At 64.9% G+C, this 19,481-nt stretch carries 20 protein-coding genes and 1 tRNA gene; 7 read left to right on the top strand and 14 right to left on the bottom strand.

Going from position 1 to position 19,481, the window contains the following annotated elements; translation table 11 throughout:
* Nucleotides 1-97: 97 nt before the first annotated feature.
* From HAP40_RS09095 to mobB, 3 genes are read right to left on the bottom strand one after another with little or no spacing between them, the layout of a single operon-like run.
* Entirely contained in the window at nt 98-331 is a 234-nt protein-coding gene (locus HAP40_RS09095) for a sulfurtransferase TusA family protein (RefSeq protein WP_166818128.1), read from the bottom strand.
* 46 nt (nt 332-377) lie between these two features.
* Nucleotides 378-1,634, bottom strand: coding sequence for a gephyrin-like molybdotransferase Glp (gene glp, locus HAP40_RS09090; protein WP_166818129.1), 1,257 nt, complete (start codon nt 1,632-1,634; stop codon nt 378-380).
* Between the two features lie 10 nt (nt 1,635-1,644).
* Nucleotides 1,645-2,172, bottom strand: a complete 528-nt coding sequence (mobB, locus tag HAP40_RS09085; protein ID WP_166818130.1) for a molybdopterin-guanine dinucleotide biosynthesis protein B — start codon at nt 2,170-2,172, stop codon at nt 1,645-1,647.
* A gap of 202 nt (nt 2,173-2,374) precedes the next feature.
* Between mobB and fdhD the strand changes: the two genes are divergently transcribed.
* A complete protein-coding gene (gene fdhD, locus HAP40_RS09080; RefSeq protein ID WP_166819572.1) occupies nt 2,375-3,265 on the top strand; it encodes a formate dehydrogenase accessory sulfurtransferase FdhD in 891 nt (296 codons plus the stop codon).
* Nucleotides 3,210-3,899 carry a molybdenum cofactor guanylyltransferase MobA gene (mobA, locus tag HAP40_RS09075; protein ID WP_414645378.1) on the top strand — a complete coding sequence of 230 codons (690 nt, stop codon included), beginning with the start codon at nt 3,210-3,212 and terminating at the stop codon, nt 3,897-3,899. The genes fdhD and mobA overlap by 56 nt, the downstream gene beginning before the upstream one ends.
* 5 nt (nt 3,900-3,904) lie before the next feature.
* On the opposite strand, the gene HAP40_RS09070 is transcribed toward mobA, so the two are convergent.
* Complete coding sequence (locus tag HAP40_RS09070; RefSeq protein ID WP_166818132.1) at nt 3,905-4,204, bottom strand: hypothetical protein; 300 nt, start codon at nt 4,202-4,204, stop codon at nt 3,905-3,907.
* 108 nt (nt 4,205-4,312) lie between these two features.
* Between HAP40_RS09070 and HAP40_RS09065 the strand changes: the two genes are divergently transcribed.
* Complete coding sequence (locus tag HAP40_RS09065) at nt 4,313-4,543, top strand: hypothetical protein (RefSeq protein WP_166818133.1); 231 nt, start codon at nt 4,313-4,315, stop codon at nt 4,541-4,543.
* On the opposite strand, the gene HAP40_RS09060 is transcribed toward HAP40_RS09065, so the two are convergent.
* Genes HAP40_RS09060 through HAP40_RS09045 form a run of 4 tightly spaced genes read right to left on the bottom strand, consistent with a single transcriptional unit; the run spans nt 4,510 to nt 9,649 of the window.
* The gene (locus HAP40_RS09060) at nt 4,510-5,640 is read right to left on the bottom strand and encodes an FAD-dependent monooxygenase (RefSeq protein ID WP_166818134.1); all 1,131 of its coding nucleotides are present in this window, start codon (nt 5,638-5,640) and stop codon (nt 4,510-4,512) included. The genes HAP40_RS09065 and HAP40_RS09060 overlap by 34 nt on opposite strands.
* Before the next feature lie 48 nt (nt 5,641-5,688).
* The gene (locus HAP40_RS09055) at nt 5,689-7,638 is read right to left on the bottom strand and encodes a molybdopterin biosynthesis protein (RefSeq protein ID WP_166818135.1); all 1,950 of its coding nucleotides are present in this window, start codon (nt 7,636-7,638) and stop codon (nt 5,689-5,691) included.
* A gap of 13 nt (nt 7,639-7,651) precedes the next feature.
* Nucleotides 7,652-8,761, bottom strand: coding sequence for a molybdopterin-binding protein (locus tag HAP40_RS09050; RefSeq protein ID WP_166818136.1), 1,110 nt, complete (start codon nt 8,759-8,761; stop codon nt 7,652-7,654).
* 54 nt (nt 8,762-8,815) lie between these two features.
* Nucleotides 8,816-9,649 (bottom strand): substrate-binding domain-containing protein, encoded by an 834-nt coding sequence (locus HAP40_RS09045; protein WP_166818137.1) that lies wholly within the window; start codon nt 9,647-9,649, stop codon nt 8,816-8,818.
* Between the two features lie 271 nt (nt 9,650-9,920).
* Here HAP40_RS09045 and HAP40_RS09040 point away from each other — a divergent pair, with 271 nt between their 5' ends.
* Together HAP40_RS09040 and HAP40_RS09035 are read left to right on the top strand one after the other, a co-directional pair.
* Complete coding sequence (locus HAP40_RS09040) at nt 9,921-10,814, top strand: helix-turn-helix transcriptional regulator (RefSeq protein WP_166818138.1); 894 nt, start codon at nt 9,921-9,923, stop codon at nt 10,812-10,814.
* Between the two features lie 99 nt (nt 10,815-10,913).
* A complete protein-coding gene (locus HAP40_RS09035) occupies nt 10,914-12,128 on the top strand; it encodes an ABC transporter substrate-binding protein (RefSeq protein ID WP_166818139.1) in 1,215 nt (404 codons plus the stop codon).
* Between the two features lie 186 nt (nt 12,129-12,314).
* Here the strand turns inward: HAP40_RS09035 and HAP40_RS09030 are convergent, their stop codons facing one another.
* A complete protein-coding gene (locus HAP40_RS09030) occupies nt 12,315-13,277 on the bottom strand; it encodes a TAXI family TRAP transporter solute-binding subunit (RefSeq protein ID WP_166818140.1) in 963 nt (320 codons plus the stop codon).
* Between the two features lie 106 nt (nt 13,278-13,383).
* Between HAP40_RS09030 and HAP40_RS09025 the strand changes: the two genes are divergently transcribed.
* Both HAP40_RS09025 and HAP40_RS09020 read left to right on the top strand, forming a co-directional pair.
* Complete coding sequence (locus HAP40_RS09025; RefSeq protein WP_166818141.1) at nt 13,384-14,358, top strand: Bug family tripartite tricarboxylate transporter substrate binding protein; 975 nt, start codon at nt 13,384-13,386, stop codon at nt 14,356-14,358.
* A gap of 419 nt (nt 14,359-14,777) precedes the next feature.
* Nucleotides 14,778-14,853: transfer RNA gene (locus HAP40_RS09020), tRNA-Ile, on the top strand.
* A 74-nt stretch (nt 14,854-14,927) separates the two neighbouring features.
* Here the strand turns inward: HAP40_RS09020 and HAP40_RS09015 are convergent.
* From HAP40_RS09015 to HAP40_RS08995, 5 genes are all read right to left on the bottom strand, one after another.
* On the bottom strand, nt 14,928-15,866 hold the full coding sequence (locus HAP40_RS09015; RefSeq protein WP_166818142.1) for a DMT family transporter: 939 nt from the start codon (nt 15,864-15,866) through the stop codon (nt 14,928-14,930).
* A gap of 180 nt (nt 15,867-16,046) precedes the next feature.
* Entirely contained in the window at nt 16,047-17,120 is a 1,074-nt protein-coding gene (locus HAP40_RS09010; RefSeq protein WP_166818143.1) for an SMP-30/gluconolactonase/LRE family protein, read from the bottom strand.
* 53 nt (nt 17,121-17,173) lie between these two features.
* A complete protein-coding gene (locus HAP40_RS09005; RefSeq protein ID WP_208024798.1) occupies nt 17,174-18,298 on the bottom strand; it encodes an L-dopachrome tautomerase-related protein in 1,125 nt (374 codons plus the stop codon).
* Between the two features lie 125 nt (nt 18,299-18,423).
* The gene (locus HAP40_RS09000; RefSeq protein WP_166818145.1) at nt 18,424-18,861 is read right to left on the bottom strand and encodes a GlcG/HbpS family heme-binding protein; all 438 of its coding nucleotides are present in this window, start codon (nt 18,859-18,861) and stop codon (nt 18,424-18,426) included.
* 63 nt (nt 18,862-18,924) lie between these two features.
* On the bottom strand, nt 18,925-19,383 hold the full coding sequence (locus HAP40_RS08995; protein WP_246741151.1) for a cupin domain-containing protein: 459 nt from the start codon (nt 19,381-19,383) through the stop codon (nt 18,925-18,927).
* Nucleotides 19,384-19,481: the final 98 nt, after the last annotated feature.

Below are 19,481 nucleotides of genomic sequence, written 5' to 3'. Positions count from 1 at the left end.
CGCAATAATCGGCGCCTTTCGCATTGCAGCGAAGTTCCGGCCGCTTCCCGCGCGGTGGCAGCATAGTCAAACGTCGCCGCCGTGAATATTCGCCTTTCTACGGGGCTTCGCCCTTTTCGACCAGGAACACGATGCGCGCCTCGTTGCGCTCGGTGATCTCGACCTTGTCGCCGGTTTCGCGGATCAGATTGGGGATATCGATCACCGAAAGGGGATCGGTGCAGTGAACTTCGAGCTGGTCCCCCGCCCTGAGCGGTTTAAGCGCCTTGCGCGTCTTGAGGGCCGGTAGCGGGCATTTCAGCCCGGTGAGATCGAGTGTCGTCCTGGTCATCGCCGCACCATGGCGGGGCCGAGTGGTGGCGTCAACGCACGAGGCATCAGATCAGGCTGGCGTAGGACAGGAAGCCGACGCTCTGCCCGGGCTCGACACCCGTGACGGTTTCACCGAGCTCGACCAGGCCGGCGGTCTCGACCAGGGACGACAAGAGCCCCGCACCCTCGCGCGGAAACTTGGTCACCTCGAGTGCATCGTCCTGCCCCTTGCGCAGGAAGACGCGGACATATTCGCGCCGCCCTTCCTTCTTCCTGTAAGTGAACGCGGCACGCACGGGGATCGGCAGAAGCGGCTCCGGCAGGGCGCCCGCCAGCGCCAGCACCGTCGGCCGCACCACGTGGACGAAGGTGACGAAGCTCGCGACGGGATTTCCGGGCAACCCGATCAGCGGCGTGCCGTCGATGATGCCCATCGCCACGGGACGGCCCGGCTTGATCGCCATCCGCCACAACACCAGCGAGCCGATGCTCTCGACCGCCGCCTTGACGTGATCCTCCTCGCCGGTCGAGACACCGCCGGTGGTGAGGATCAAGTCATGGCCGCCGGCAACCTGCTTCAAGCCGGTCGCGAGCGACGTGCGCTCGTCGCGCAAGATGCCGAGATCGCTGACCTCGCAGCCGAGCCGGCGCAACATCGCCATCAGCATGAAGCGGTTGGAATCGAACAGCTGCGAGGCCGTGCGCGGCTCGCCGGGCGAGGCCAGTTCATCGCCGGTCGAGAACACCGCAACGCGGATGCGCCTGACGACATCGAGGCTCGTCAGGCCGAACGCGGCAGCAAGCGCGATATGCTGCGGTCGCAGGCGCTGGCCGGCGCGCAACGCAATGTGCCCTTGCGGAATGTCCTCGCCCGCCGGACGGACATTGGCGCCCGGCTTCAGCCCCGGCGGCAGCACGATCCTGCCGGCATCGTCGATGCGGACATCCTCCTGCATGAAGACGGTTTCGGCGCCCGGCGGCATCGGCGCGCCCGTGAAGATGCGCGCAGTGTGGCCGGGCTTGATCGCAGCCTGTGCAAGGCCGCCGGCCTGGATCCGGCCGTCGAGCGGCAACGCCTGCTCCGCGCTATCGGGAATATCCGCGTTGCGCACGGCGTAACCGTCGACGGCGGAATTGGTGAACGGCGGCAGCGGCAGGGGCGCAGCAACGTCGCGCGCCAGCACGCGCCCGTCCGCTTCGACCAGCGCCGCCGTCTCGAGATCGGCGATGGCGTTGACGCGCGCCGTGATCAAGCCAACGGCCTCGTCCACCGACATCATCGGCCCGCCGAAGGCAAAGCAATCGTCAGACAGTTGCGCCATGGGTGCCTCGTCAGCGCAGCGCAGCGCTTCTTGCGACCGCTTCCTCGACCGGCATCGCCGCACGCAGCAACAGCGCCGCCGCGCCCTCGATATCGTCGAGATGGACAGTCGGCAGCCTTGTGTCAACCGTGACGTCGGACGCAATGCCGGCAATGCCGGGATCGTCGGGGAACAGCAGCGGCTTGTCGTTGGCCGCGCGATGCACCTCGATCTTGCGGTGTGGCTCGCGCTTGAAGCCCTCGACCACGACGAGATCGACGGCTGACAGCTTGCTCAGGAGCTCCGGCAGACGCGGCTCCGCAGCGCCACGCAGCTCATGCATCAGCGCCCAGCGGTTTGACGACGCGACCAGCACCTCGGCCGCGCCGGCCTCGCGATGCCGCCAGGAATCCTTGCCGGGCACGTCGACGTCGAACTGGTGATGCGCGTGCTTGATGACGGAGACGCGCAGACCTTGCGCGTTGAAATGCGGGATCAGCCGCGTCAACAGCGTGGTCTTGCCCGCCCCGCTCCAGCCTGCAAGGCCGATGACCTTCATTCCAGCTCTCTTTTCCGGCAACCAATGCTCGCCAACGGAACCACCGTCCCCTCCCCGTCATTGCGAGCGGGACAATCCAGTCTGCCGCCGCGGAACGATCCTGGATTGCATGCTTCGCTCGCAATGACGCGCGGAGGCATTTCGCTCTCTCGCCGCCATGCATATATCGGCTTGACCCGAATGTCATGCTAACGTCGTGGCCATGATGAAGATGGACAAGACCCCGGTGCCCCTGATCGTCCCTGACACGGACGACCCCCGCCTGACCCAGAGCGTGATCGGGACCGACCAGACCGGCGCCAGGGTCGAGATCAAGGTCCCGATGGAGCGGCCACTGACGCTCTACCTGAATTCGCAGGAGATCGTCACCATGATGACGATCGGCGACTATCCGGAATATCTGGCGCTCGGCTATCTGCTGAACCAGAACATGCTGAAATACAATGACGTGGTCACCGAGGTCGAATACGACGACGATCTCCAGGTCGTCGTCGTCCGCACCTCGCACCACACCAATTTCGAGGCCAAGCTGAAGAAGCGCACGCAGACCTCGGGCTGTGCGCAAGGCACCGCCTTCGGCGACCTCCTGGAGGCGGTCGAGAGCGTCGCGCTGCCGAAAGCGGAGCTGCGCACCTCGTGGCTCTACCAGATGACGCAAACCATCAACACCATGCCCTCGCTTTACCTGGAGGCCGGCGCCATCCATGGCTGCGTGCTGTGCAAGGAGGGCGCGCCGCTCTGCTATACCGAAGACGTCGGCCGCCACAACGCCGTCGACAAGATCGCGGGCTGGATGTATCGCCACGGCGTCGACGCATCCGATAAGATCCTCTACACCACGGGGCGCCTCACGTCGGAAATGGTGATCAAGACCGTGCGCATGGGCATTCCGATCCTGGTATCGCGCTCTGGCTTCACCGCCTGGGGCGTCGATCTCGCAAGGCAGGTCGGGCTGACGCTGGTCGGCCGCACCCGCGGCAAGCGCTTCATCGTGCTCGCGGGCGAAGAACGCATCGTCTACGACCAGGACCTCGCCTATGTCGAGGAGGAATCGGCCAAGCACAAGCGCAAGGGTGAAGGTGGTGACGACTAGTTTTCCGGCCACGAGCATTCTACCAACTCTTGGCGTGCTGCTCGCCGGCGGCCTCGCACGGCGCATGGGCGGCGGCGACAAGCCGATGCGCACCATCGGCGGCCGCACCATCCTGGAGCGCGTGATCGCACGCCTTTCGCCCCAGTGCAGCGGGCTGATCCTCAATGCGAACGGCGATCCCTCGCGCTTCGCCGCGTTCGGCTTGCAGGTGATCGCCGACGACCTGCCCGGCTTTCCCGGTCCGCTCGCCGGCATTCTCGCGGCGCTCGACTGGACCGCGGCGAACCGGCCGGAGATCGCGTGGGTGCTCAGCGCCGCCGGCGACTGCCCGTTCCTGCCCCGCGACCTCGTCGCCCGCCTGCACGAGGCGCGAGAGCGCGAGAGCGCGGAGCTCGCGGTCGCCGCATCAGGCGATCAGTCACATCCGGTGATCGGCCTGTGGCGCGTCGCCTTACGCGACGAGCTGCGTCACGCATTGGTCGTTGAAGACCTCCGCAAGATCGACCGCTGGACGGCACGCTATCCGCTCGCGACGGTGACGTGGCCCGCCGAGCCACTCGATCCGTTCTTCAATGCCAACACGGTCGAGGACATCGCCGAGGCCGAGCGGCTGGCGGCCCTCGATGCGTCCTAGCGATTTTACGATTTCGGAATCTCGTTGAGGAGCTGCGCCCAGATGATCGCAAAGGCGATCAGGCCGCAAAGGCCGACGGCAATGGTGAAGCGCGGCAAACGGCCGATCGCAATCAGCAGCCAGGCCGGCAGGAAAAACGCCCCGAAGACCATACCCAACGGAAACACGGCGAGCCATTGAAAGCCGCTGCCGTCGCCGGACGGGACATTCGCGATGTAATGGAAGGTGTAGAGCCAGAACAGCGTGCCGGCCGCCGCGACGAGTGCAGCGATCTTGCGGAAATTGAGGGGCGTTGACGCGGTCATGGCCTGGTTCATATGCCTTGGTCGCGATGGCGGCCAACCAAGTTCATGACGTCTTGAACCGGGCCGGGCACGGGAGCGACCACAGGTCTGGACAGTCCCGGATGAGCCATGGCCGCCCCTCTCCTGAATACCATTTTCGAATTCGTCGATTACGTATTCGATCTCTCCGAGACGATCGATCGCACGAGACAACCGAGCAAGCATGACATCGTCGAGGTTCCGCCGGACCCGAAGCCGGTGCCGCCCGCCGCACGACGCGCGCTTGCCGAGGCCGAGGATCGTGAGCGCAAGCGGGACCAGGCCACTCAGGTCGCCAGCGGCACCGACCAGGCGTCATAACCGTAGACCCAGCCGGTATCGGTCCGTTCCTTCAGCCAGATATTTGCGCGCGAGGTCTCCTGCACCTTGGTCGTGCGCTGCTTGCGCGTCGCCTCGAAGCGGCGGAATGCATCCGCGACCCCGTCTCGATCGACACCATCGAGGCAGCGCGACAGCACGGCGGCGTCCTCGATCGCCATGGCCGCGCCTTGCGCCATATAGGGCGTCATCGGATGGCAGGCATCGCCGAGCAGCGTCACCCTGCCGTCGGTCCAGCGCCCCAGCGCATCGCGATCCATGATCGCCCATTTGTGCACGTCGGGGCACGCCGCCAGCACCTGGCCGACCTGCGGATGAAAGCCCTCGAACGATGCCCGCAAATCGCGCACGTCGCCCTTCGCCGACCAGGACTCGATGCGGAAGTCAGGCTCCGGCTGGCTGGTGACGAGATAGACTTCGCTGCGGTCGGGCTTGACGTAATAGATCACGATGTGGCGGTCCTCGCCCCACCATTTGGTGCAGTCGTCGATCCCTGCGCCGCCGAGCAGGGCGGCCGGATAAGTGGTGCGATAGGCGATACGGCCGGTGAATTTGGCCGGCGCGGTGTCGAACAGGATATCGCGCACCAATGAATGGACGCCGTCCGCGCCGATCACTGCATCGGCGACAGTGCTCGTGCCGTCGGCGAAACTGAGCCGGACACGGTCACTGGTTTGGTCGAGACCGGCGAGCTTATGGTTGAGCCGCACGCATTCGTCCGGGACCGCGCTCGCCAGCGCTGCATGCAGATCACCGCGATGGGCGAGCAGGTAGGGCGCGCCGAATTTCTCTTCCGCGCTTTCGCCGAAGATCATGTCGAACTTGATGTCGCCGCTCTTCCAGTCGCGATTGTTCCAGGAGCGCGGATAGAAGGAGTGCTTGCGCATCCGCGCCTCGAGACCCAGTGCGCGCAGCACTTTCATCGCGTTGCAGCCGATCTGGATGCCGGCGCCGATGCGGGCGAAGTGGGAGGCCTGCTCGTAGACCATCACGTTGATGCCGACCCGCCGCAGCGCCGCGGCGGTCGCAAGCCCGCCCATGCCGGCACCGACGATCGCAACCGAAAGCGGCCTTGCCATCGCGTCCCCCGTCGCGCGCGGCTTGAACGCCGCGTCGTCATCTGTCGTCTAGGCGGGCCGAAAACCCGCTTGCTCGAGCGCCGCACGCGCCTCATGCGAGCCGAGTGCATCGAGAAAGGCCTGCACTGCCGGCCGGCCTTTGCGCGCCGTCACCAGCGCGAAGTCATAATGCTCTTCTGCGAACGGAATGAAACCGAGGCCGACCGCATGGGCGACCGGCGCAATGGTCATGCCCCAATCGGCGCGGTGCTGCGCAACGGCGGCGGCCACCGCGTTATGCGAGCGTGGCTGGTTCCAATTGCCTTCCGGGCGCGCGCCACCGAGCAGCCGGTCGATCAGGATGCGCGTGCCGGCGCCCTGGTTACGGTTGACCATGATACAGGCGGGATCAGCGAGCGCGGCGGCGACGGCGTCCTTTGCACCGAGGCCCTCGAAGCGCTTGTCACCCTTGCGGAACACGATGCCCTGCATCCGCCGCCAGCCGGGGACGAGCTCGAGCCCCTCGACGAGATAGGGGGTGTTGTAGGTCTCGCTTTGATCGTCGAACAGATGGATCGGCGCGAGATCGCATTCGCCGCGCTTCGCGGCTGCAAGCCCGCCGAGGCTGCCGACCGCGATCGAGCGCACGGTCAGGCCCGCATGAGCGAGTTGCGCGGTGACGAGATCGAGGCCAGTGCAATGGCTGCCGACGATGACGAGATCGGGCACGCGCACATGCGGCGTGAACAAGGTCACCTCGGCTTCGGTGCCCGCCGGCATCTGGTCGGCGAGCGCGTCGATGCGCAGGAAGCCATCGGCCTGCGCGAACGAGGTGATCGCACCGGAGCCCTTGCCCGAGGGATAGGCGATGAGGCCGTCCTTGCCCTCGACCAGCGAGACCATGACGAATTCTGTGCGGCCGAGCTCGGAAGCGATGCGGACCGGCACGGTCGCGTTCACCTTGGCATCGGAGCGCGGCGGCAGCCCGGCCATCCTGCGCAGCATCGGCACGATCATGTCGTGGAAGGTGAACATCGCCGAGGTCGGAAAGCCCGGCAGGATCACCACCGGTTTGCCGTCGCACACCGCAAGGCACAGCGGCTTGCCGGGCTTGAGCGCAACGCCGTGCGCAATGATGCCCGGCGCACCGAGCCGGCCGATGATGCGGTGGGACACATCGCCCGCACCTTTCGAGGTGCCGCCCGACAGCACCAGCATGTCGGCGTCCGCGAGCGCGCGGCGCATGGCGGCTTCGAGCTTGGCTTCATCGTCGGGAATGGCGCCGAGGAAGACCGCCTCACCGCCATTCTCATCGATTGCGGCCGTGACGATCGCGCCGTTGGTGTCGTAGATCTCGGCGGGCGCGAGCGGCCGGCCGGGCTGCACCAGTTCATCGCCGGTGGAGATGACGGCTACGCGCGGCCGGCGCGCGACCGTCACCTCGGGGATGCCGCACGCGGCCAGCATGCCGATCTCGCGCGAGCCGATGATGGTGCCGGCGCGCAGCAGCGCTTCGCCGCGCGCGATGTCGGAGCCGGCATAGGAGACGAATTGCCCGGGGGAGGCGGCGCGCCGAATCTCGATCGCATCCGTCCCCGCCGGCTGGGTGTGCTCGACCATGACGACGGCATCGGCGCCACGCGGCAGCGGCCCGCCGGTGGCGATCGCCGTTGCGGAGCCGGCCGCGACTTGCAGCGTCGGCGCGGTGCCGCAATGGATGGTCTCGCCATTCAGCACAAGGCGAACCGGCTTGCCTTCGCCCGCCGCGACGACGTCCGCCGAGCGCACGGCGAAGCCGTCGACATTGGAGCGGTCGAACGGCGGCACGTCGATCGGCGCCGTGACGTCTTCGGCAAGCGCCGCACCGAGTGAATCGGCGAGCATGCGCATTTCGGTCGGAAGCGCGCGCGGGAACAGCGCGGCATCGAAGCGTGCCAGCGCCTCTTCCCGCGACAGGATCTTGAGGAACTGCTCCTGTTCGAGCGCGCTGCGCTCTGGCGATCTCGGAATCATCGGCATGCCGGAATCCATATCATTCCCGCATCAAATAGGCATCGACGGACATGCCCGCCGCGAAACCCTCATGGCTGGCGGGGACGAGCAGCCATGCACCGGCACGGGCCATCGCCTGCAGCGGCCATTCGCCCACGGCAAGCGGCATCCACGCATGATGTTCCCAGGACAACAGGGCCATTTCGGCGATGCCGACACCGGATGCGATTTTCCGCGCAAGTGGCAGTGCCACCTGCCGGCGCGGACGGCGGCGTGCCGACAACCGGTCGATGAGCGGCAGCACGAGCGCGAGCCAGGCCGCGAGCGCATGATCGGGCGAGCCGGGCAAGGCGACCACGGGAATCCGTCCGAGCCGTCCGACCGCGGCGGTGCGTCCGGGCTGCAGCGCAAGCCCGTGGGCCAGCACGTCACCGCGTCGGGCCAGTGCTGCGATGGCGGCATCCCGGCGGCCGACGCCACTACCGCCGATCGTCAGCAGCAGATCGCAGGAGGACGCATCGAGCGCATCGGCAATCGATGCTTCGTCGCGCGCGCCGGCCTCAATCGTCGTCACGTCCAGTCCCGCTGCGCGCGCAATGTCGCCGATCATTCGTGCCGTTGCCGTTGCGCCCGGCACATTGACGATACGCAGCCGCGGCTGCCGCACGCCAAGTTTCTCCAGGCCCGCGACGCGCGCGACCAGAACATCAGCCGCACCGACCGGGTGGCCCTCGACGCAGGCGGGCATGCGGGCGGCGGCATCACTTCCGGCGCGCCGGATGCCCTGCCCCGGCACGGCTTCCGCCAGCACCTGGGGAATCGGACCTGATAGCTCGACCGCGCCCGCATCGAGCACGCAGTCGCATCCCTCCGGCATCGCGTCGCCGGCATCGACCCACGCAGGGGCCACCGCCAGCGGCAGCGGCGCGTAGGCGGACGCACCGACGAGATCGTTGGCGGACAGCGCCCAGCCGTCTGCGGCGGCGATGTCGCGGGGCGGACAAGCCACAAGCAGCAGCGTGCCCGCCGCAATGCAGCCGATCGCGTCGGGCAGCGACAACTCCACCGGCGCGACGGGATCAACGCCGCGCACCAACGCGGCGAGCGCAGTGTCGAGCGGCGTGAGCGAGGACGGCAGGCGCTGGGTCATGCGCCATGATGGACCATGCATCGCCCGCTTTGGCAACCGCCGGCGAGGCGCGCCTCAGCCGCCCGATCTGTCCGAGTTGGGGAAGAACAGCTGCTGCCCGTCGATCTTGTAGCCGGCGATCGCGGTCTGTCCCTCCGGCGAGGTCAGCCAGTCGATGAAGGTCTGCGCGAGATCCTCCTTCACGTTCGGGAACTTCCGAGGATTGACCAGCATCACGCCGTACTGATTGAGCAGCCGCCTGTCGCCTTCGACGACAATGTCGAGATCGCCGCGCTCCTTGAACGAGATCCAGCTGCCGCGGTCCGACAACACATAGGCGTTCGCGGCACGCGCGGCATCGAGAGCCGCCGTCATGCCCGCGCCTGCCTCGCGATACCAGCCGCCCTTGGCGCTCGCGATGTCGATGCCGGCGACGATCCAGAGCGCGAGCTCGGCGGCATGGGTGCCCGAGCGGTCGCCGCGCGTCACGAACGGCGCGCCCTTGCCCTCGATCGCCTTCAGCGCGGTGGCGATGTCCTTGCCCTTCACCGCGGCGGGATCGCTCTTCGGCCCGATCAGCACGTAGTCGTTGTACATCACGTCAAAGCGCTTCACGCCGAAACCGTCGGCGACGAATTTCTCCTCCTGCGGTCGCGCATGCATCAGCACGACGTCGACCTCGCCCCTCCGCGCGCCGTCGAGCACCTCGTCGGCACGCCGCGCGATCACCGTCACGTCGATCCCGGTCTTGGCGCGGAAGATCGGCAGCAGATGATCGAGCAGGCCGGACTCCTGCGTCGCCGTCGTCGTGGCGAGGACGATGTTGCGGTCCTCCGCGGACGACGCCGCAACGCCCGCGGCAAGGCCGCAGAGAAGCGCGAATGCAACGAAGAGGCGGCGGACGGCCATGATCGGGTTCCCACTGGACAAGACATGGCCATGATGGCGCGCGATTGCGCCGCACTCGTGACGCATCTCTCCTCCCTCGCGCTTCCCGCTCGGGAAATTTCGGCAAGGATGCGCGCTGTGGGGATCGTTCACCAAAGCAAAGATCGCGCGCGCGGATGTGTTGCAAAGCAGCGAGATGATCGGGCATGGTTCCGGCGGACACGAATTGAAGTGCAGAATTCCACCTGCGTCGAACGTCAAAAAGAAGCAAGAATTTGCATAGGAATGCAGGATGGAATTCCTGACCACCAGCGAAGCCGCCGACTATCTTCGGCTCGGCGAACGCAAGCTCTACGAACTCGTCACCACCGGCGCGATCCCCTGCACCAAGGTGACCGGGAAGTGGCTCTTCCCGCGGCACGAGCTCGATCTCTGGGTCTTGTCGGGCCTCGCGCGTCCAGCCGGCATGCTGATCGCCGAGCCGCCGCCGGTCGTCGGCGGCAGCCAGGACGAGCTGCTGGATTGGAGCCTGCGCGAATCCGGCTCGGGCCTGGGATCGATGACGGAAGGCAGCGCCCGCGGGCTCGAGCGCTTGCAGCGCAACGAGGTGATGGCGGCGGCGGTGCATTTCCACGCCCTGGACGCGTCCGACAATCTCGCCGGCGATGCCAGCGTCGAAGCGTTGCGGGCAGCTCCCGACCTGCATGATGCCCTGCTGGTCGCATTCGTGCGCCGCGAACAGGGCCTCGTGCTGCCGCCAGGCAATCCCAAGCATCTGCACGGCCTGTCCGACGTGCTCGCCCTCGGCGCCAGGATGGCGATGCGACAACAAGGCACAGGCGCGCAGATGCTGCTGGACGTGCTCCTGAAGCGCGCGGGTGCCTCGACACGGGATCTGCGCCGCGTGGAGACGCCGGCGCTGACCGGGCCCGACCTCGCCGAGATCGTCCGCGCCGGCCAGGCCGATTGCGGCATCGCGACGCGCGCGGCGGCGCGCTCGGCCGGCCTCGATTTCGTGCCTCTGGTCTGGGAAAACTTCGACCTTGCGTTGCGGCAGCGCAGCTATTTCCGCCCGGCCATGCAGGCGCTGCTCCGGCTTGTGGGCGAAAAGCGGCTGCGCCAGCGTGCGGAGGAGCTGACCGGCTACGACCCCTCGCCGGCCGGGCAGATCCGCTTCGCGGCCTGACATTGACGCCCGCCCCCAAATAGTTGCAAAAGAAACCAATTCAGCCGGGGGCATACCCGGGCAACACCGGCCAACGAGCCGGATCGAGGGAGGAAAAGCATGAATCCAATCAGATCTGGACTGCCGGTCGCGGCCGCCCTGACGGCGGCGCTGCTGTCCGGTGCGGCCTCGGCGCAGCTGTCCGACGACGTCGTCAAGATCGGCGTGCTCACCGACATGAACGGCCCGGCCTCGGCGCCGACCGGCCAGGGCTCGGTGACGGCGGCGCAGATGGCGATCGACGATTTCGGCGGCAAGGTGCTCGGCAAGCCGATCAGCATCGTGATCGGCGACCACCAGCTCAAGGCCGACATCGGTGGCACCATCGCGCGGCGCTGGTACGACGTCGACCAGGTCGATCTGATCGTCGACGTGCCGGTCTCCGCGGTCGGGCTCGCGGTGCAGAACGTCGCCAACGAGAAGAAGCGGCTGTTCATCACCCATTCCACCGGCACCGCGGATTTCCACGGAAAGTTCTGCTCGCCTTACGCGATCCAATGGGTGTTCGACACCCGCGCGCTCGCGGTCGGCACGGCGGATGCCGTGGTCAAGCGCGGCGGCGACAGCTGGTTCTTCATCACCGACGACTACGCCTTCGGCCATTCGCTGGAGCGCGACGCCTCCGCAGTCGTCACTGCCAATGGCGGCAAGGTGCTGGGCTCGGTGCGGCCGCCGCTGGCGACCCCGGACCTCTCCTCCTTCGTGCTGCAGGCGCAGGCGTCCAAGGCCAAGATCATCGGCATTGCCGCAGGTCCCCCCAACAACATGAACGAGATCAAGACCGGCTCGGAGTTCGGCGTGTTCAAGGGCGGCCAGCAGATGGCGGCGCTGCTGGCGCTGATCACCGACATCCACGGCCTCGGCCTGCAGGCCGCGCAAGGCCTGCTCCTGACCACGTCGTTCTATTGGGACATGGACGACAAGACCCGCGAATGGTCGAAGCGCTATTTCGCCAAGATGAACAAGATGCCCTCGATGTGGCAGGCGGGCGTCTATTCCAGCGTGATGCACTATCTCAACGCCATCAAGGAGACCGGCACCGACGATCCGCTCAAGGTCGCCGCCAAGATGCGCGAGAAGCCGATCGAGGATTTCTTCGCCCGCAACGGCAAATTGCGCGAGGACAATCTGATGGTGCACGACCTCTGGCTGGTGCAGGTGAAGACGCCGGAGGAGAGCAAATATCCGTGGGACTATTACAAGATCCTCACGACCATCTCCGGCGACAAGGCGTTCGGTCCGCCGGACCCGGCCTGTGCGATGGTGAAGAAGTGAGATTGGCGAGTTTGTAGCCGCGACGACAGTGCACCCTCTCCCCTTGCGGGAGAGGGTGGCTCGCCGCGATAGCGGCGAGCCGGGTGAGGGGTATCTATCCTCACGAGCAGCTTTGCGAGTGGAGAGAACCCCTCATCCGGCGCTTCGCGCCACCTTCTCCCACAAGGGGAGAAGGAAGTAAGCGCCCTATTTCACCACGCCGATCTCGCGAAAATATTTCATTACCCCCGGATGGATCAGCTCCGCCTTTGGCGCGGCCGCGACCGTGTTCGAGGCTGTGGTTTCGCAGGCCTGCGCGAGCTTCTTGCAGAACGCCGCCTCGACACCGTGCAGCGTCCTGGCGAGGCGATAGGCGACGTCGTCCGGCAGATCCTCGCGCGTCAGGACAAAGCTCCACGACCCCAGCGAAGCGATCGGCGCGGTCTGCGTCGGATAGCTGTTTGCCGGCACCAGCAGCGGCTTGAGGAACGCATGCTTGGCGCGGATCCGCGTCATCTCGTCTGCGCTCGGTGCGATGAAGCGTGCGCCTGACGGGCTCGACGCCACCGCGGCAAAACCCGGCCAGCCGATGCCGGCGCCCCACAGCGCGGCGACGCGGCCGTCCTCGACCATCGCGGGACCGTCGCCGGCACGGTCGAGATAGACCGCCTTGAAGTCCTCGTCCTGCTTCAACCCAAGACCATCCAGCACATAGCGCGCCAGGATCGGCAGGCCCGAGCCTTTCGCCCCGAAGGCAACCGGCTGGCCGACGAGATCGCGGATGGTCTTGTAGGGACTGTCCGCGCGCACCACGAACATGCCGGGGTTGGAATAGATCGCCGTGAGGATCTTCAGGCGCACGGGGGCGCGGCCGATGCCGGCGAAGGCTTCATAGGCCGGCTCGCCCGCGACCAGCGCGAGATCGAGCTCGCCCTTCTCCAGCAGCGGAATGTTCTCGTTGCTGCCCTTGGTGTTGCGGGGCGCGATGGACATTTGCGGATCGACCGCGTTCATCACCTCCGCGAAGGCGTTGCCATAGAGCGGAAAGCCGCCGCCGGGCGTCGCAGTGCCCAAACTGATCGTCGTGGTCGGAATGGCGTTGCCTCCGGTTTGAGCAGCGGCGGGGCTGGCGAGTAGCACTGCAGCGAGAACGATGGTCGCGAATCTCATGGTGGTCCCTGACGAAACTGCGTCAACACCGACTTGCGACGATGTAGGCAGCAGCGCGATTTTGTGAAAGCATGCCCCCAACGACAATAGAACAATGGGAGGCGTCATGTTGCGAATTTTGCGTCAAGGTGTTTTCGGGCTCGTCATTCTCGCATCACTTTTCAGCAACATCCCTCCCGCCTCCGCCGCCTATCCCGACCGTCCCGTGCACTGGCTTATCGGCTTTGCCGCCGGCGGCCCGGTCGACATCGTGGCGCGGATCATGGCGCAGTGGCTGTCGGACCGGCTCGGCCAGCAAGTCATCGTCGAGAACCGCACCGGCTCCGGCGGCAACATCGCGGCTGCGGCCGCGATCAACTCAGCCCCCGACGGCTACACGCTGCTGTTCGTCGCGCCCAACAACGCGATCTCGACCTCGCTCTACAAGAAGCTGCCGTTCGACTTCCTGCGCGACACCGTGCCGGTGGCGAGCATCATGCAGCTCACCAACATGCTGGTCGTCTCCAACGCGTTCCCCGCGAAGACGGTTCGGGAGTTCGTCGACTATTGCAAGGCCAATCCCGGCAAGATCTCCTACGCCTCCTCCGGCAACGGCACCTCGGTGCACATGTCGGCCGAGCTGTTCAAGGTGATGACCAAATGCGACATGGTGCACGTGCCCTATCGCGGCTCGGCCATCGCCTTCCCCGACATCATCTCCAACAAGGTGCAGCTGATCTTCGACAATCTGCCCTCCGCGCTGGAGCAGGCCAAGGGCGGAAATGTCCGCGCGCTTGGCGTGACCTCGCCGCAGCGCTGGCCGAGCGTGCCCGACGTGCCCGCGATCGCCGAGACCGTGCCGGGCTTCGAATCGGTCGGCTTCTACGGCATCTCCGCGCCGAAGGGCACGCCGCCCGAGGTGATCGAGACCCTCAACAAGGCCGTCGGCGAAGCGCTGAAAGACCCCAAGCTGGTCGCCCGCCTCACCGAAGTCGGCGGCCTCCCCAAGGCGATGGCGCCGATGGAGTTCGGCAAGCTGGTCGCGGACGAGACCGAGAAGTGGCGCAAGGTGGTCGAGTTCGCCGGGGTGTCGGTGGACTAGCCAGCGGCCGCCGCACGGTCGGCCACTCATTGCCCAGACGTTTGAGGGAGCCGAGAGGCCCCCCTCAACACAATAAGTGCGAAAACAACCCCATGCACAGTAGGAGAGGTGAGCAATCACAGCGGTTTACCGAAGCCTCAAAACCGGGAACCGGCCGGATGACCGCAAACGCCATTTGACACGTCGGGCAAAACACTGGCAGAATGCGACTATTCCGAAATCGACAATCATCCGATTCGCAGCGCTGTGCACGCAGCACCGGCGTTCCCGCGACCAGAGTCGTTCTGCTTGACGCGTTTTCCCTGACGCAAGCCGAGGACCACGCGCTTGAAAACGCTTGAGGATTGCACCCCCGCCTCAGGCCCTGTAAACGAACCACGCACCGTTGCCGGCCGCACATCCGCGGCCGTCTCGCGGCGGGGCCTGTAGCTCAATGGTTAGAGCCGGCCGCTCATAACGGTCTGGTTGCAGGTTCGAGTCCTGCCGGGCCCACCAGCAAATCAATGGCTTAGCGGGCGCAAGTTGATTTCTGATCAGGCTGCCGCACCAGAACGCCTTCGGCAGGCCCGTTAAACCAATCTTCCCGGTTCATCTGCCACCGTCACCGTCTTTGCGTCGCTTTGGGAGATGCGCCGTTCGGGCCATAGCGAAAGGCCAAGCGCGGTCACGAGAAATGCTGCGGCGATGACATCTTGCACGGTCAAGCGCTCCGCGAGAATCAGGAGTGAGGCTGCAAGACCAAAGAAGATTGAACCGTAGGACGTCAACGCGACTACCGCGGCTACATTCAACGTGCGGAGAGCCATGCTCTGCAACAATTGGCCGCCGAGCGACAGTAACAACACCAGCTCGAGATCGAACCATAGCACCGTTTGCAGATCGAAATGATACGCCGGAATGAACACAGAATCGAGGCGCCCAACAGCGGCACCAATTGCACCAAGCGCAGCGCATCCGATCGTGCCGAACACACCGACGACAAACAGCGCTGGATAGGTTTTGTCGAGTTGCCGGATGCCGAGTGTCAGGATCGCCCAGGTGAAGATGAAGGCCGCGATGAGAAGATCGCCGCTCGTGGTCGCGGCGCCGGAGGACCCGGATAGGGTCAGCGCTGCAGCACCTATGACACCGATGACGATGGCGACCATCTTCAACGCAGAAAGCTGCTCGCGCAGGAATATTGTCGCAAGTCCTGCCGCCAACGGCGGAAACAGGCTGAGCAACAACACGGCATGTGAGGCACTGGTGGCATGAGCGCCGAGCGCGGATAGCGCGTTGGTCCCGGGGCCGTACGCGATCCCGCAAAACAGGAATAACGCGGTGTTCTTGATCGTCAGTGGAGGAAGCCGTCGTGGCTTGGTGATGACGGCGAGCAGCAGGAACAGCGGCAGCGACCAGACGCCGCGCGCAACAAAAAGACTGACCGCATCAAAGCCGGCGGCCGCTTCGGGAGCATAAAGTATCTTTGATGCCACCGCGTTGACGCCAAAGAAAACCGCGGAGACCAAGGCTGCGCTCACAGCAAGGAGTCTGCTCCCCCGATCTGCGCCCGAACCTGCCGGGATATCCGCCGCTCGTCCACTTATGACTTCGACAGGGCGATTCATCGTGTAGCCATGGCAAGTCAGCAGCCCTCTATCCCAGACTTCCATCCGCAGCGATCCCGTGTCGGAATCAGCTTGAGGCGGCTAGCGCCGCACCGGCTTTGCCCCGATTGCAATTGAGTAAATCGTAACTGGCCAAGCAACGGTGTCCTTGCCGCGATTGAGGCCCGGAGTTCGATTGAGCTGGGCCGCCGGCATCCACAACTTGCCACTGTCATCGATCCACATGGCATCCACCCACGCAAGGCGCGGATCGGCAACCAAAGTCGATATCTGTCCCCCCGCAGAGACCTTCAATATTCGCGAGCGATCGGTGTCGCTGACATAGATCGTACCTTCCGCGTCGATGGCGGTCCCTCCGGTGGAGGGAGTATCGGCAAATCGCTCGACACGGCCGGAGAGCGTCGCCTCTTCGATAGACGGATCATCAAGGAAGCGCGTCTCAATCCGAACCATCAGGCCCGAACAAGGCTGGTAATAGAGCCAGCGCCCGTCGCTCGAAACTTCGAGCTGATCGGCATGGACGACAACCGGCCTGCCTTCGGGATCGGCGAGTTGCTGGCCCTCCGCCATCAGCGGCCGTGCGGCGACCGTCGAAGGATGGTTCTCCAAGACACGACGCGCCTGGCCAGTGCCCAGATCGAGGACGATCAGCGCGGGGCGCCCCGCATCGGTCAGGTAAGCAGCGCCCCCATTGAATCGAATGTCGTCGACGAAACTCACGCCTTGCGCAACGGAGGCCAGATCGTAGATCCGGGTCACCCGATTGGCAGCGAGATCTATGCGAACAAGCTTCGGGCCACCCTTTGCCAACGGTTTACCTATCCCCGGCGCCCCGCGATCGACAACCCACAGGGCGCCATCGGGACCGACGCGCAAGGAGTTTGCGCCGACGAACGCGCGTTGTCCGTCCTGACCCTCGCGCCAGTCATTCCAGGCTGCGTCAGGATAGGGCCGGGCCACCCCAGCGGTGATTTCAGCGATCTCCGGTTGACCTGACTCCTGCGGCTGAACAACAACGAAGCGCCGCCCATCGGGCGTCGTCGTAACACCATTCATAATAAGCGCGTTCGATGCAAATTCCGGAACGAGCTTATCCATTGGCGCCGCCATCGCGGATGAACTTGCAAGGATGAGAACAACAATCAAGCGGCGCATCAGGCATGTCCGTCGACTTTGCAATAAGTTCATAAATGCCGCAGACCATCTGATTATTTCAGCAGCACCGGCCCTGCATCGATCTTTACGCGAAAGAGCGTGTATGGCTTCTCGCGCTGGTCCCGTCCTTCATGGAATTGAGCTTGCCGGTGAAGCTGGTTGACCGTGAAGTACAGATAGCCGTCTGACGCGACCGAAAGGGTATCGGGCCAAAGTATTCTTGGATCGTGCGCGATGGTCTTCCACTCGCCATCCGTCTGGCGCTGACGAACGCTATTCCGCTCATAGTCTCCCGCATAGACGCGGCCCTTGTCGTCGGCCTCGAGGCCATCGGAGGCGCCCTTTTCGCCGAGATCAGCAACAGCCTCCGCGACGGCCGCGTCCGACGCGGACCGGTCGAGCAGAAGAGCGGTCGGGATTGAATACAGGTGCCGGCTGGATAAAGGGCAGTAATAGAGCGTGGCGCCGTCCTCAGAAATGGCGATGCCGTCGGAGGCGACATTGAATGGCGCAGGCGGTTTTCCTTTTTCACGTGCCGCCAGCCGCTCCCCTTCCACGACGGGAACAAATGCGGGATCCGGCGAGGTCGACCTGTGCCCCGTGAGCCTCCTCCAGCTTTCACCGCTGTCGAGATCGACAACGATGATACCGCCAGGTCCGCTGATCGAAGAGTCGGTGATGAAAGCAATGCCGGCCTTCCCCTGCCGCAGGTCGAAGCGCACGTCGTTGACATAGGTCGTCGGCAAGACGGTCGATGAAGGCAGCACGATGGTCTTCACGACCTTATTGGTCGTCAAGTCCACCGCGACCAGCTTCGCGCCACCCACCACAGGGGTCGAAAAGCCCGGCGCCGCCGTGTCGAGGATCCACAATCGGTTGGCCGCATCGACGACGACGCTCTGCACGCTGCCCAGAGTTTCTCCCGGTCGTGTCCGATCGAACGTATTGATCGTCGCGTCCGGATAGGGAACGACCTTGCCCTTGCGGATCTCGCCGACGGTGAACGGCACGTCATCGCCCCATCGAGGGAAGTTGACGAAGATGCGCCCGTCGGCGGCGACGGACACGCCGGTCGGCATCGCATCATAGAACTCAAAGACCGGCTCGATCTTCCCGATCGGACGATCGCTGGCGAGGTGCTTGGCAGAGCCGGGTACCAATGACGTCTTCGAAGCCATACCAGTGTCTCCCTGACTTCGCACCGTTGCTGAACCGAAGAATACGGCGAGACAAGCGAGGGTTGCTGCTTTGTACAAGTTCATCATCCGATTTGCGGGCAAGTCAACACACACCGGCGCGACGGTCACGCGGAAGCGGCCAGCGCCGCCAGGACCGCATCGCGACCGGCTGCGGCGACCGCGACATCTTGTTCAGTCGTTCCAGACCCGACACCGATCGCGCCGACCAATTCGCCGTGAAAGACGATCGGAAAGCCCCCACCGAGATTAACAATGCCACCGTGACTCGCGGATCCCAGATTCGCGCCGAATTCGAACGGAATCCCGCCCGTAGGCACGCCGATCGAAGCACTGGTCGCAGCCTTGGCAATTGCAGGATCCCGGGCAAGAACGGCAGCGCCATCAACCCGCGCGAAGGCGATGAGATTACCTCCCGCGTCCACGACAGCGATGCACTCCGGCGCCGCGATCTCCCTGGATTTCGCGACCGCGGCTTCGATCGCTATGGCGGCCGCCGCATATGTCAGTTGTTGCCTGCTGTGAGTGAGGGGCTGGCTGGGCATTGTGTTTGACTCCCGAGTTTCTGTGATCGATTTGACTGGGCGCTGTCGCGATCGGCGTCCGCCTCACTTGGACGTCGCCGCAATCGAAGGAACTCCATCGATCCAGTCCTGGCGTTGCGGAGAGAAGAAATCGATATCGATCGTGTCTTCCGTGCAGACGAATTCATGGGGCGTATTCGGTGGAATGATCATGACCGTGCCCGGCGTCATGATGAACTTCTTGCCTTGCGAGGAGACCTCGCACCGCCCTTCGGTAATCCAGGTGATCTGCTCGTTGGCGTGATGGTGCAGCGGAAAAATGCCACCCTTCTTCACCGTCCATTTCACGAACGTCGATTGCGCGCCCGTCAGATATTGTCGTTGCACCAAAGGAGATATCTGCTCGATCGGCTGTTGGTCGAGCTGATAGAGAACTGGCAAGTCAGCCGAATGGCCGCTGACACCGGGCTGGATGCCGCCGCCCGGCAAATCGGTAACGACAGGCGCTGTCGATAGCGAGGGCGCAGGCCGATCCTGTGCCATCGCAGGCGCGCTCGAGACTAGGCCGGAGGCAAGCAAGACAAGAGCTGCCAAGGCAGGAGCAGCGGGGTGAAGTCGCATTTTGTCTTCCCTTTATTAGA

Source organism: Bradyrhizobium sp. 1(2017), assembly GCF_011602485.2.
Classification (GTDB): domain Bacteria; phylum Pseudomonadota; class Alphaproteobacteria; order Rhizobiales; family Xanthobacteraceae; genus Bradyrhizobium.
The sequence above is the reverse complement of the archived record's forward strand: the minus strand, read 5'-3'. Positions and strand labels throughout refer to the sequence as shown.

What these genes read in the sequence shown, in the direction of transcription:
- HAP40_RS09035 (WP_166818139.1), top strand. Translation starts at nt 10,914, where the DNA reads ATGAATCCAATCAGATCTGGACTGCCGGTCGCGGCCGCCCTGACGGCG.
- HAP40_RS09095 (WP_166818128.1), bottom strand. Translation starts at nt 331, where the DNA reads ATGACCAGGACGACACTCGATCTCACCGGGCTGAAATGCCCGCTACCG.
- HAP40_RS09005 (WP_208024798.1), bottom strand. Translation starts at nt 18,298, where the DNA reads ATGGCTTCGAAGACGTCATTGGTACCCGGCTCTGCCAAGCACCTCGCC.
- HAP40_RS09030 (WP_166818140.1), bottom strand. Translation starts at nt 13,277, where the DNA reads ATGAGATTCGCGACCATCGTTCTCGCTGCAGTGCTACTCGCCAGCCCC.
- HAP40_RS09045 (WP_166818137.1), bottom strand. Translation starts at nt 9,649, where the DNA reads ATGGCCGTCCGCCGCCTCTTCGTTGCATTCGCGCTTCTCTGCGGCCTT.
- HAP40_RS09060 (WP_166818134.1), bottom strand. Translation starts at nt 5,640, where the DNA reads ATGGCAAGGCCGCTTTCGGTTGCGATCGTCGGTGCCGGCATGGGCGGG.
- HAP40_RS09010 (WP_166818143.1), bottom strand. Translation starts at nt 17,120, where the DNA reads ATGCGCCGCTTGATTGTTGTTCTCATCCTTGCAAGTTCATCCGCGATG.
- HAP40_RS09065 (WP_166818133.1), top strand. Translation starts at nt 4,313, where the DNA reads ATGGCCGCCCCTCTCCTGAATACCATTTTCGAATTCGTCGATTACGTA.
- HAP40_RS09050 (WP_166818136.1), bottom strand. Translation starts at nt 8,761, where the DNA reads ATGACCCAGCGCCTGCCGTCCTCGCTCACGCCGCTCGACACTGCGCTC.
- mobB (WP_166818130.1), bottom strand. Translation starts at nt 2,172, where the DNA reads ATGAAGGTCATCGGCCTTGCAGGCTGGAGCGGGGCGGGCAAGACCACG.
- HAP40_RS09070 (WP_166818132.1), bottom strand. Translation starts at nt 4,204, where the DNA reads ATGACCGCGTCAACGCCCCTCAATTTCCGCAAGATCGCTGCACTCGTC.
- HAP40_RS08995 (WP_246741151.1), bottom strand. Translation starts at nt 19,383, where the DNA reads ATGGCACAGGATCGGCCTGCGCCCTCGCTATCGACAGCGCCTGTCGTT.
- mobA (WP_414645378.1), top strand. Translation starts at nt 3,210, where the DNA reads ATGTCGAGGAGGAATCGGCCAAGCACAAGCGCAAGGGTGAAGGTGGTG.
- glp (WP_166818129.1), bottom strand. Translation starts at nt 1,634, where the DNA reads ATGGCGCAACTGTCTGACGATTGCTTTGCCTTCGGCGGGCCGATGATG.
- HAP40_RS09055 (WP_166818135.1), bottom strand. Translation starts at nt 7,638, where the DNA reads ATGCCGATGATTCCGAGATCGCCAGAGCGCAGCGCGCTCGAACAGGAG.
- HAP40_RS09025 (WP_166818141.1), top strand. Translation starts at nt 13,384, where the DNA reads ATGTTGCGAATTTTGCGTCAAGGTGTTTTCGGGCTCGTCATTCTCGCA.
- HAP40_RS09000 (WP_166818145.1), bottom strand. Translation starts at nt 18,861, where the DNA reads ATGCCCAGCCAGCCCCTCACTCACAGCAGGCAACAACTGACATATGCG.
- HAP40_RS09040 (WP_166818138.1), top strand. Translation starts at nt 9,921, where the DNA reads ATGGAATTCCTGACCACCAGCGAAGCCGCCGACTATCTTCGGCTCGGC.
- fdhD (WP_166819572.1), top strand. Translation starts at nt 2,375, where the DNA reads ATGATGAAGATGGACAAGACCCCGGTGCCCCTGATCGTCCCTGACACG.